This window comes from Moorena sp. SIO4G3 (genome assembly GCF_010692305.1).
In the GTDB taxonomy this organism is placed as follows: domain Bacteria; phylum Cyanobacteriota; class Cyanobacteriia; order Cyanobacteriales; family Coleofasciculaceae; genus Moorena; species Moorena producens_A.
The window spans coordinates 1-12,751 of sequence record NZ_JAAHIG010000264.1; the positions used below are offsets into that span (position 1 = coordinate 1).

General features: G+C 41.2%; 8 protein-coding genes and 1 CRISPR repeat array. Of the genes, 5 read left to right on the top strand and 3 right to left on the bottom strand.

Annotation, left to right across the window (positions count from 1 at the left end):
- The first annotated feature begins 34 nt into the window (after positions 1-34).
- A CRISPR array of direct repeats spans positions 35-4,422; the repeat unit is 37 nt; unit sequence GTTTCCATTAATTCATCTCCTTAACGGAGATTGTAAC.
- A 686-nt stretch (positions 4,423-5,108) separates the two neighbouring features.
- Both F6J99_RS31935 and F6J99_RS31940 read left to right on the top strand, forming a co-directional pair.
- Positions 5,109-7,436: a WYL domain-containing protein gene (locus F6J99_RS31935; RefSeq protein ID WP_293119015.1), complete on the top strand. Its 2,328-nt coding sequence runs from the start codon at positions 5,109-5,111 to the stop codon at positions 7,434-7,436.
- 521 nt (positions 7,437-7,957) lie between these two features.
- Positions 7,958-8,185, top strand: coding sequence for a hypothetical protein (locus tag F6J99_RS31940; RefSeq protein ID WP_293119017.1), 228 nt, complete (start codon positions 7,958-7,960; stop codon positions 8,183-8,185).
- Positions 8,186-8,722: 537 nt separating this feature from the next.
- Here F6J99_RS31940 and F6J99_RS31945 read toward each other — a convergent pair.
- Positions 8,723-8,869: a hypothetical protein gene (locus tag F6J99_RS31945; RefSeq protein ID WP_293119019.1), complete on the bottom strand. Its 147-nt coding sequence runs from the start codon at positions 8,867-8,869 to the stop codon at positions 8,723-8,725.
- Positions 8,870-8,873: 4 nt separating this feature from the next.
- Between F6J99_RS31945 and F6J99_RS31950 the strand changes: the two genes are divergently transcribed.
- The 3 genes from F6J99_RS31950 (at position 8,874) to F6J99_RS31960 (ending at position 11,327) form a co-directional block, all read left to right on the top strand.
- A complete protein-coding gene (locus tag F6J99_RS31950; protein WP_293119021.1) occupies positions 8,874-9,797 on the top strand; it encodes a glycosyltransferase in 924 nt (307 codons plus the stop codon).
- A 366-nt stretch (positions 9,798-10,163) separates the two neighbouring features.
- Positions 10,164-10,376 (top strand): hypothetical protein, encoded by a 213-nt coding sequence (locus F6J99_RS31955; RefSeq protein ID WP_293119023.1) that lies wholly within the window; start codon positions 10,164-10,166, stop codon positions 10,374-10,376.
- Between the two features lie 174 nt (positions 10,377-10,550).
- Positions 10,551-11,327: a glycosyltransferase gene (locus F6J99_RS31960; protein ID WP_293119025.1), complete on the top strand. Its 777-nt coding sequence runs from the start codon at positions 10,551-10,553 to the stop codon at positions 11,325-11,327.
- Here the strand turns inward: F6J99_RS31960 and F6J99_RS31965 are convergent.
- Together F6J99_RS31965 and F6J99_RS31970 are read right to left on the bottom strand one after the other, a co-directional pair.
- Positions 11,298-11,534 (bottom strand): hypothetical protein, encoded by a 237-nt coding sequence (locus F6J99_RS31965; RefSeq protein ID WP_293119027.1) that lies wholly within the window; start codon positions 11,532-11,534, stop codon positions 11,298-11,300. The two genes, F6J99_RS31960 and F6J99_RS31965, sit on opposite strands and share 30 nt — an antisense overlap.
- Before the next feature lie 143 nt (positions 11,535-11,677).
- On the bottom strand, positions 11,678-12,457 hold the full coding sequence (locus tag F6J99_RS31970) for a DUF697 domain-containing protein (protein WP_293119029.1): 780 nt from the start codon (positions 12,455-12,457) through the stop codon (positions 11,678-11,680).
- Positions 12,458-12,751: the final 294 nt, after the last annotated feature.

Sequence of the window (12,751 nt, forward strand, 5' to 3'; positions counted from 1 at the left end):
TAAAGCAGTTACGCTGCATTGAATGGTTACCTGAGTTTCCATTAATTCATCTCCTTAACGGAGATTGTAACTGGGGCTAGCGCTATCGAGTTAAACCCGTTTTACATGTTTCCATTAATTCATCTCCTTAACGGAGATTGTAACCAGGAATCAGAGATTGAGTTAGGGCTAAGGACGATGGTTTCCATTAATTCATCTCCTTAACGGAGATTGTAACTCTATAGACTAATAATTGAGTTACACCACATCTCTAGCATTGTTTCCATTAATTCATCTCCTTAACGGAGATTGTAACCAACTACCAGACTCTTGGAAGGTACGAGACAAGTGTTTCCATTAATTCTTCTCCTTAACGGAGATTGTAACGAGTTAGAATGTCTTCAAACACATCAGACAAATCCAGTTTCCATTAATTCTTCTCCTTAACGGAGATTGTAACACAATTAATAATCAACTTTTAATTTTAATGCTTTTAGTTTCCATTAATTCTTCTCCTTAACGGAGATTGTAACTTAAAGGCTGTCAATCATTTAGTGGATTTCTATAGCTTGGTTTCCATTAATTCTTCTCCTTAACGGAGATTGTAACTCTCCCAGTACGACCAGGTTGCAGCCTGGGGCTTAGAGGGCGTTTCCATTAATTCTTCTCCTTAACGGAGATTGTAACCTGACTTACCCAATCCGAACCCTACTCCAGTAGCAGTTTCCATTAATTCTTCTCCTTAACGGAGATTGTAACATTAGTTAAGAGACTCCGAGCTGGGTTATGATGGTCGTTTCCATTAATTCTTCTCCTTAACGGAGATTGTAACGTTCATGTGTCGCTAAGTCATCCCAGTACTCATTATCGTTCGTTTCCATTAATTCTTCTCCTTAACGGAGATTGTAACTGGCCAGTTACGTTCGTCTCTTGGAAAGAAGAGCGTTTCCATTAATTCTTCTCCTTAACGGAGATTGTAACAAGAGAGCGTTACTTTGTCATTGGTATCCTCAAAGTTTCCATTAATTCTTCTCCTTAACGGAGATTGTAACTGGGCTTCGTGGACGCGCTCAAGTTCTTGCAATGAGTTTCCATTAATTCTTCTCCTTAACGGAGATTGTAACACCGAGTCATCCTAGATTCCTATGACGATTTCTTCTTTGTTTCCATTAATTCTTCTCCTTAACGGAGATTGTAACTTGGGATGAGTTCCGACCTTACCACTAGGGTCTTGGAGGTTTCCATTAATTCTTCTCCTTAACGGAGATTGTAACATGGTCGGCTTCCGAGAGGTGGGGAATGGAGTTTTCAAAGTTTCCATTAATTCTTCTCCTTAACGGAGATTGTAACTTAGATGGACAGCCAGGACAAGATGCGACTCAATTGTTTCCATTAATTCATCTCCTTAACGGAGATTGTAACGCTATTAATGCCGCCACTTTTGTTATGGGATTAAAGTTTACATTAATTCATCTCCTTAACGGAGATTGTAACAAACTGCTACCTTTCCCAAACAAACCCTGTCCGCAGTTTCCATTAATTCATCTCCTTAACGGAGATTGTAACCAATGTTTGAAAAATTAACTCCTCCAGCGATCGCAGGTTTCCATTAATTCATCTCCTTAACGGAGATTGTAACAATGGAGTAGACTACGCCGCACGAAAAACACTAGAAGAACGTTTCCATTAATTCATCTCCTTAACGGAGATTGTAACGCTAGATGAAGATGTATCAGTTAAATCAAATTTCTTAGGTTTCCATTAATTCATCTCCTTAACGGAGATTGTAACCCACTAGTTTTCTCCCATGGGGTCACGAGAAATTGATGTTTCCATTAATTCATCTCCTTAACGGAGATTGTAACCGTCAGTGGATGAGCGATCGCTTACTGACAACCCCGTTTCCATTAATTCATCTCCTTAACGGAGATTGTAACTGGGTACAGCCGTTGGATCCCCACTAGCCTGGCTGTTTCCATTAATTCATCTCCTTAACGGAGATTGTAACAATACAGCTCGTAATCAAAATCTTGTAGCTACCATTACGGTTTCCATTAATTCATCTCCTTAACGGAGATTGTAACGGGAATAGATTATGGCACCAGGTAGCAAAAGACCCCAGCAGTTTCCATTAATTCATCTCCTTAACGGAGATTGTAACTAATGGTGAGCTTCACCTGTTCTGTTGTCTCACCACGTTTCCATTAATTCATCTCCTTAACGGAGATTGTAACTTACGGTGAATGTAGTGAATTGGTACTCACGGTTATCGCGTTTCCATTAATTCATCTCCTTAACGGAGATTGTAACAGATCAGAAGCGTCAATAACTTTGTCGATGTCTGTTTGTTTCCATTAATTCATCTCCTTAACGGAGATTGTAACGTTACTCTCATTTCGACCCTGACACTAAAAGCTATCGTTTCCATTAATTCATCTCCTTAACGGAGATTGTAACGCTTAAGTCTAAGCTTGACCGAAGACTTTTGCAGGTTTCCATTAATTCATCTCCTTAACGGAGATTGTAACACACTAGTGCGTGAGACTTTATTAAGACGCACTAGGTTTCCATTAATTCATCTCCTTAACGGAGATTGTAACTCAATCGCTTCCTGATATGCCACTGTATCTGGTTTCCCGTTTCCATTAATTCATCTCCTTAACGGAGATTGTAACATGGTAGGGTACAACGAGCAGGTATACGGAGCACTGGTTTCCATTAATTCATCTCCTTAACGGAGATTGTAACGATTTGCGTTAACGGCGAAGACTATGTTTACAAACGTTTCCATTAATTCATCTCCTTAACGGAGATTGTAACTTGCGTGGCTGTAATGTCTTTAGTCCAAATTTTAATTTGTTTCCATTAATTCATCTCCTTAACGGAGATTGTAACTTTCTATTACCCATTAGGGCATTGGAATTCCATTAAAGACAAGTTTCCATTAATTCATCTCCTTAACGGAGATTGTAACAAATAGCTTTAAGACTAGCTCAGCCAAAGCTTCAAGTTTCCATTAATTCATCTCCTTAACGGAGATTGTAACACCCAAGTAATCCTGACCGAAGAAGATGACGATGAAGTTTCCATTAATTCATCTCCTTAACGGAGATTGTAACTTCGACGAAAAATTCTTCAAAGATATCCAACACTGTTTCCATTAATTCATCTCCTTAACGGAGATTGTAACTCACGGCCACCGCCCCCATCTAAGTAGTCTCCACCGTTTCCATTAATTCATCTCCTTAACGGAGATTGTAACTTGATTGTCTGATCTCTTTGCGCGGTTACTGTTCTGTTTCCATTAATTCATCTCCTTAACGGAGATTGTAACCATGCCCGTTGATGGCCTCAATCTTTTGACCCATCTGTTACTGTTCTGTTTCCATTAATTCATCTCCTTAACGGAGATTGTAACATGTAAAGCGTCGAGATATTGGCGCTGATGGTTATTACGTTTCCATTAATTCATCTCCTTAACGGAGATTGTAACGCTACTATGCGCTCAAAGACTGAATGGGTTATGGAAGTTTCCATTAATTCATCTCCTTAACGGAGATTGTAACATCTGAATGGTGATTACAATACTGTACAAATTCAGCTGGTTTCCATTAATTCATCTCCTTAACGGAGATTGTAACACTTGGAATTAGTGTTTAATAATTTCTATTCTTTAGGTTTCCATTAATTCATCTCCTTAACGGAGATTGTAACGGTGCGACCCCAGGATCTGCCGTAGCTGCTGAGAAGTAGTTTCCATTAATTCATCTCCTTAACGGAGATTGTAACTTGCAGCCGGTCAAAATAACTTCTTTTACTCAGAAGACGAGTTTCCATTAATTCATCTCCTTAACGGAGATTGTAACAACTTATGAGAATAATGTCTATTCCCAGAGCTTGCTGTTTCCATTAATTCATCTCCTTAACGGAGATTGTAACCTGAGATAGCTGATGATTTGCGGTATTGGTCTGAGTTTCCATTAATTCATCTCCTTAACGGAGATTGTAACTCTTGTTTGGGGAGTAACTCTTCAATGGCTGATCGTTTCCATTAATTCATCTCCTTAACGGAGATTGTAACGGTCACAGAAGGGACATTTGACGTTCGACTGGCAGTTTCCATTAATTCATCTCCTTAACGGAGATTGTAACCCGTAAAAAAGCCAGCAAAACTAACTCCTCAAACGTTTCCATTAATTCATCTCCTTAACGGAGATTGTAACTCGCTGGAGCATCTGGATTTGGTGGTGGCGGTGGATCTAGTTTCCATTAATTCATCTCCTTAACGGAGATTGTAACTCGCATATAAAAATCTTGAGAAGTGTTTAGAACAGGGTTTCCATTAATTCATCTCCTTAACGGAGATTGTAACGGTTATGGAACTGATATGGAAATATTATCTAATAGTTTCCATTAATTCATCTCCTTAACGGAGATTGTAACTCCGACCCTCCAAAACCTTGTATACCAAAGTTTCCCAGGTACAATTGCGAGAACCTAATCATTTTCCCCCTCAACTTGCCCCCTTGTCAACATCAAAATCCCTCAAACCCTTACCCTGTCTACTGCGAGACCATTTTATCTCAGCCATCCCCTCAAATCCCCATCCCGCCTAGCATTCATCCATCATCGACTAATCAGTAACCTTCCATACCAACCTCTCCTCGCCAGGAATGTCGGGAGTGTAGGGAGGGTGGGGAGTGTGGGGAGATGGGGAGATGGGGAGATGGGGAGATGGGGAGATGGGGGGAATTATCCTGAACATGAGACTAATTCCTCATTCGCACTACTATTATAGACACTTAGAGCAACCTTTTAATAGGATAAACCCTAGAAGTGTTTCAGCTATAGCAATCCTAAATCATTTGTAAAATTAGCAAAATCTGTAATCGTTGCTGGACAAGGGTTATAGCGTTTGCTTTGGCCAATATATTTCACGAATCATTTAGGACTGCTATATAGGGAACAGGGAACAGGGAACAGGGAACAAAGGAAAACCGCTATCAACCTTTACCAAGGTAACTAATCTGTGTCTGACGGCTGATAGCTGAATGCTTACTATCAACCTTTATCAAAATAGCTGATATCTGTCTATTGTTCTTGTCAACAGAGCAGTAAATACCATAAAAATGAGCAAAAATCCTCTTAAAAACACCAACTTCTCCTCTCCCCACACTCCCCACACTCCCCACACTCCCCACACTCCCCACACCTCCCACACTCCCCACACTCCCCACACTCCCCACACTCCCCTAATCTGCCACTTCCTGATCGGTCCCCCCGGCAGCGGTAAATCTACCCTTGCTAAAGAAATTGCCAACTTAGGAAATTACCGGATTATCTCCACCGACCACATCAGGGAAATGCTCTACGGCCACGAGAGTATTCAGGGCAACTGGTTAGAAATTGAAGCAGAAGTTCTATCTCAAATAAGTCAAGGTATCGCCTCTAAGCAACCAATTATTTATGACGCCACCAATGCCAAGCGACCCTGGCGCATGGCATTACTAAATCAGCTAACCATAGAACTAAATTCCCAGCCCTTACTGTGGATGGCGTGGCACCTCTGTACTCCCCTAGAAACCTGCCTAGAGTGGAACCGCAAACGCTCCCGCCAGGTGCCAGATTACGTCATTGAAAGTATGTTCAAATCCCTGCAAAACTTCCCACCCCTGACTGCCGAGGGATTTGCCGCTGTCAACCAAGTCAAACTAACTGTTGATGGCTTCGATATCTCCAAAATCCAGAAGAAAATCAAAAATCTTCCTCGCACTCTCACCAATCGCACTAACCGCACCCATCATAGTCAAATCACCCTCCATCCCTACTCGTCGCTCTTAGATTTTGACCGTTTGTTGCATCTGATCGCTTTAATTATTCGTTATCCCAACATTGGCACGTTGCACAGCACTGACCCAACTGAGATCGAACGGGTTTTGGGAACAGTGCCCGATTTTGCCACTCCCCTCCAAGAAGTGTGCGCTTTGATGGCCAAACTCAACGGAGAAATCTATGGTGACCGGAATGCCATCGCAACAGATTTGCAGTGGCTACAGGACAATGGGCTAATTAACAGCAATCATCAAAATTCTGAGGGCGTTGCTGATTCTGGGTATGATTCCGCCCCCCTAGCCCCCCAATTTTGGGGGGAACAAAACTTTCAAAGTCCCCCAAAGTTGGGGGATTTAGGGGGCTTGACCAAAACCAGACGATCGCGCATTCATACTTCAATTCAGCAACGCCATTCTGAGCTAATCCTGCCCATTGTCAACAATCCCCATCTACTCACCCATGCTTATTCCGATCTAGAACCCTTTCAGCGGCTGATCAAGACAATTCGGTTTATCTTGCATCATCCTTTTTTGCCAAAATCCGGAAATAGTAGCCTCAAAACCTTGACAAATGCCCTCCAAGAAGATGGTGTAATCATTGGCAATGGCATCGATACCCTGCGCAAAGATATCGAAAAAATCCTCAAACCCTATAAACTATTACCCAACTTTCCCCTCAAGCAAGGCTATTTTGCAGGCACCGGCATATTCTCTAGGCAGGAACTGGGTAAAGTTTTTGCAGTGCTGCAATCACAAGCCAAAAGTTTAGACGATCCCATGGCACTCTCTACCTATGAGATGTTCCAGCAACGGATGACCCACTCAAAATTAGACCCCCCTTCCACCTATCCAGTGCGAGCAATTCGCAATCGCTGTATCGTAGATACCGACTCCCTGCACGCTTCAGCCTTGCTCAATCATCTAGACAAACTCGAAAATGCGATCGCCCAAGGGGAATTATTAGAATTAAATCGAATTAAAGGCGGTGGCCGATTTGCTGGAGATCACGACGGATTTTTTCAAGCTTGGCCCCTGCAAATAGTATTTTACAATCACGCCTGGTATTTAGCATTTCAGCACCACGGCGGTAACCAGGATAAACTATTCCGGTTTGGACGATTAGACCGACTCTTTATCGGTCGTGCTCTTGGCCAAACCCGCGATATGAAAGAACAATGGCAATCCTTGGAGAAGCTCCAAAAACTCCACCAAGCAAGTGCCGGATTATTTCTTGGTAATAGTGCTAGCCAACAGCAGCAATTTCTCAGTAGCAATAAATCAGAACAGTTAGCAGTTCAGATCACCGTTGAACTTTGGTTTAATGACGATATGTTCCGATTTGTAAGTGAAGGAACCAAGCGCTTCCAACACATTAAAATGTCTCCAGCCTTAACTGGAAACTCAAATATCAGCTTCTCTAAATCCTTGTTTTCACTTTCTAAAACCAAAGACCCCAATTTTCCCAATCGCTTTCAAGTAATATTACCAAAGTGGGCATTAGAGGATGTCGATTTTTTACGCTGGATTATCGGTTTTGGCGGCCAAGTTAAAGTAGTCCAACCTCAAAAATTAGTCGATAAAGTTAAGAAAATGGGCGCTGATATTTGTAGGGTTTATCAAGAATAGGGAGTAGGGAGTAGGGAGTAGGGAATAGGGAGTAGGGAGTAGGGAGTAGGGAATCGGGAGTCGGGAATCGGGAATCGGGAGTTGGGAGTCGATAATATATAGCGTTTATTTCATTTATGAGGTACTGCGATGAACCTCAAAGTCCCCCTTATTAAGGGGGATTTAGGGGGATCATTTTGGATCTCATGGGACAGATAAATGATATATTTATAGCATTTATAAATAGATGATGAAAACTAATGTTGATTTATCATAATAGTAAAAACTACTTGGATCTCTTGACCACTGTTCCCTGTTCCCTGTTCCCTGTTCCCTAAAACCCAACAATTTGTACATCACCCAATTGCAAACCACTGTAAAAAGCTGATAGCTGATAGCTGATAGCTGATAACTGATAACTGATAGCTTGCGGTCGCTAAAAAAATGCGATCGCATTTTTTTACATTACCTAAAAACCCTTGACAACTTAAATTATAATCATTACTATTATAGCTATACACAAAAAGCAAAAGGTAAACCTTATGCCATCACAATTTCCAACAAATCCAGAGAACAATCCAGACGATTATTCCAACAAAAAAATCCGTGTTCAGCACATTTTAAAAGGCTCCCGCAAGGCAATAACTAATACCATGCATACCCTGTATGCACTGGGCTACGCCGAAATATCCGAGTGGACTCCTCTGCAGCCGACGGATGTTCCGGGAGAATTAATAACAATTAGCACCAAGTACTTCAGACTCCGTTAACACGTTAAATTGCTGGGGGGTTTTCCCCCGGCCAAACCATCCGGTCGAGTCGTGTAAGATCACTCACGTTTGGATAGGTTGGAAAACTGAATGACATAAGGTAAATTCCTAGCCGTAGATAGTATTTCTGCGGCTATTTTTTTTGGAGGTTAGCAGGTTTAAGGTTAGCAGGTTTAAGGTTAGCAGGTTTAAGGTTAGCAGGTTGAAGGTTAGTTAGTTGAAGGTTTAAGGTTGGTTAGTTGAAGGTTGTTCGCGTAGCGTGGCCTTTGGCCAAGGTTGGTTAGTTGAAGGTTGTTCGCGTAGCGTGGCCTTTGGCCAAGGTTAGTTACTTGAAGGTTAGTTACTTGAAGGTTGAAGGTTGTCTGTCAGAATGTATAATTCTAACTTCTAACTTCTAACTTCTAACTTCTAACTTCTAACTTCTAACTTCTAACTTCTAACTTCTAACTTCTAACTTCTAACTTCTAACTTCTAACTTCTAACTTCTAACTTCTAACTTCTAACTTCTAAACTGAAATTATCTCTGGATAATTACCCTTAATCAAAATCTCCCCCATCTCCCCATCTCCCCATCTCCCCATCTCCCCATCTCCCCATCTCCCCACTCTCCCCAAAAATGTCCTGATGGAATACCAGAGATTCTGTATAGGGGTCTAAAACCTCTGAAGGATAAAATTCAGCCAATCCTATGACCTTAATCAGTAAATTGGGGTTTAAGCCACAAAAGCAAGCTCATTTAATTGCACCAGTAACCATTAAACCCTCTGATATATCGATAGTTATACCCGTCAGGAATAATCAGAAAGGAATTGAATTATTTTTGTCAGAATTTTTCAAAACCCAGAACCTAGAAAGCTATCCACAAGAAATCATTATCGTTGATAATCAATCAAAGCCAGAGATTACTATCCCTAAACAGTTTCAAGTTGCTCCCCTTTCAATAAGAGTGATAAAATGCTCAAAACTTGGACCGGCATCTGCCAGAAATATGGGAATAAATTCTGCTAAAGGAGATTGGATTTTATTTACCGATAGTGACTGTATTCCTTCAGAATCCTTAATCACAGGCTATCTTAATGCCATGAATGGCTCCATCGGATATGCAGGTAATGTTAAAGCCTGGAGCAATGATGTATTGTCAAACTATTATGAAAATCAAGAAATACTTGTTCCCTTAAAAGTTATTGAAGATGGCCAGATGATCAGACCGGAATATTTAATTACAGCCAATGCCTTAGTGTGGAAAAAAGCCCTTGAAAAAATCGGTGGGTTTAACGAAATTATTAAAATCGCTGCCGGTGAAGATATAGATTTAGGGTTTAGGTTATTAGAAATTGGCAACTTATCCTATAGTTGGCAATCAATTGTCTATCATGATTTCACTGACGGCATTATCGGATTTATTAAAAGATTCATCAGATATGGAAAAGGCAACAAACTCGTCAGTCAGCTATATTCCATTGACTTAACTCCTAAAGCTTTTATTCCAAATAAACCCGGTTTTATCAATCAACTCTTGTCAACGTTACAATATGTGTGTCTTATAGTAGGATATAGGATTATAGCAAAGGGAGCAGGGAACAGGGAACAGGGAACAGGGAGTAGGGAGTAGGGAGTAGGGAGTAGGGAGTAGGGAGTAGGGAGTAGGGAATAGGGAGTAGGGAGTAGGGAATATGGCATCAAAAATTATTACAATTCCTAGACGAATCCCTATCGTTAAAAGATTACGTGATTCTATCTATAGCAGTTCTCATAGGGAGCATGTCACTTATGCAGAACATTTGTACGCTTATTTGGGTAATAGGAACCCACCCCTAACCCCTCCCAGGAGGGGAAGGTAATAGGAACCCACCCCTAACCCCTCCCAGGAGGGGAAGGTAATAGGTAATAGGGGCAGCATCTCACTTATGCATAATATTTTTACATTATCTATAGCCCCCTAATGGGTAATTGCTTGCGCTCATGCCACCTAGTTCTAATGTTTCAGCAACGCAAGACCTGCTCCCGTTCTCATAGTAATGAGGTACACAGGATTTTTTCCCTCTTGCCTCTTGCCTCTTGCCTATTGCCTATTGCCTATTCCCTATTCCCTGTTCCCTGTTCCCTATCTCCCTATCTCCCCATCTCCCCATCTCCCTATCTCCCCATCTCCCCATCTCCCTATCTCCCCAAAAATGTCCTGGTGGAATAGCCAAGATTGTGTATAGGAGTTATAGTGCAGCTACCCGGAAGTCTGAAGTCTCAACTCAGAAGTCATAAATTCTTTAATATCAAGGATTTCCACTGTAGGAGGCGGGTTTGTTATTTCTGCCCCCCTGCACTAGTCAGTTGGCAGAACTCTAATCCAGACAATTGAGGTAATTCTATGACTTTCATCAACAAACTTCATGCAACGCCACAGAATTACTCCGATTTTACTGTACCCTTAAACATTCAAGCATCTGATATATCAATCGTTATTCCCGTCAGGAATAATCAAGAAGGACTGGATTTATTTTTAACTGAGTTTTTTAACAACCAGAATCCCCACATCTATCCAAAAGAAATAATTATTGTTGATAATAACTCCAGGCGACCAATTACTATCGATCAACACTTCCAAGGTAATAATATTTCGATCAGATTACTGAAATGCTCAAAAAATGATGTGGCTTCTGCCAGAAATGTAGGCATCAACTATGCCAAAGGAGATTGGATATTATTTACCGATAGCCACTGTCTTCCATCTGAATCATTTATCGAAGGATATCTTAATAGCATAAATGGGTCAATAGGCTATGCAGGGAATGTTAAAGCCTGGGGCAATGATTTATTATCAAAATTTTATGACGGTCAAGAAAGATTCATTCCCTTGACCATGATTGAAGAGTGCCAGATCAGTAGACCAGAATCATTAATTACAGCCAATGCCCTGATTTGGAAAAAAGCACTTCAACAAATTGGTGGATTTAAAGAAACCATTAGAATTCCCGAAGGAGCAGATCTAGATTTAGCATTTCGGTTATTCCAAATTGGTCAATTATCCTATTGTTGGCAATCCACTGTCTATCCTAATCACAATAAAGAAATCCCCGAATTTATCCAACGATTTATCAACGATCAAAACAGTAAACTAATGGTGAGTAATCTCTATGATATTTAAATGATGGGAGTAGGGAATAGGGAGTAGGGAATAGGGAGTAGGGAGTAGGGAGTAGGGAGAAAGAGAGGGAAGTGTGGGAGGTGTGGGAGGTGTGGGGAGATGGGGAGATAGGGAGATAGGCGTAGGGTGCGTTAGGGACTGGCTTGCCCTGATTTTAACGGTCGCCAGTGTTGGGAGAGCCAGTCCCGTAACGCACCACCGGGTCAAACAGCAGAAATGAGATGCACCCACAGGGAATAGGTAAAAAATCTGTGTAGCTAATTAATAGGATAACCGCTATAGTTACTAGCAATTAGGCAAAAACTATAATAAACTCCCCATCTCCCCATCTCCCACACTCCCCATCTTTCCTAATCTGAAGGGGGTAATTCCTTATCCCTCAAGCTTTTTTTACCTGTTCCTGCATAGTATTTATATTGTTCAATGATAATTTTCGCCAGCTCAGAAAGGGGTATTTCTTTACCATCAATCTGAGCTTTAACATATATCTTAAGTGCTTCAATATAAGATAGACCAAGAGCCAGGGTTAGTGCTGCTGCCGTTGAGCCTGATATTGCTCCACCAAGAACAGTGCCTGCACCGGGAATCATTTTGAGTAAATTGGCGACAATTACTTTACCCACTGCAGTCATTCCTCCTGTACCCCCAAGAGCAGATATCACCATGCCCAGAAAGGCTCTTTCAACCGTTAATCCAAAAATGCTGGTGATGTTAGCAATCATTACCGTTTGCATCGTTACCAAGATTGGCGCATCAGAAAACGGAATTGGTGAGGCACCAACCAATGCTGAACCAGTAACATAACCCGTAACATATTTAAACGCTTCACCTGCTTTTAGTTCAATATTTCTAATCTGTTCTCTCAGAAATGCTTTGCGCTGGGCTTCTGGCAGTAAATTTGCCGTCACTTCTACTAAACGCTCTAAACCATGAGCTGTCACCGTATAATCATCATCGATAGGTTTTGATTGTGCTAGCACTGGAATAATCTGACTAACCGGTAGATTCTTACCATCTAGGAAAGCAATAAACTCACTACGTTTTTTCGTTAAGGTTTGAGTCAGAACTAAGATAACTGGTACATCTTTTTGTTGGAGGCTCTTTAGCCATTCTTCCTCAATCGGATCCAATCGAGCTGTTTCATGATTAAGGCAATACCACACCACATGAATGTGTTCTTTTGCCTCTAGTTTCCTTTGATCATCAATTAGTTTGGAGATATCTCCCCTTACTCGTTCAATCTGTTCGGCTTCCCCCGTCTCTTCCCTCTCGTCTTGTTCTAGAATTATTTCTTATTCTTTCATATATCTGCTATTATGATTCCTTCTTCTTCTTCTTCTTCTTCTTCTTCTTCTTCTTCTTCTTCTTCTTCTTCTTCTTCTTCTTCTTCTCCTCCTCCTCCTCCTCTCTCTCTCCCTCTCTCT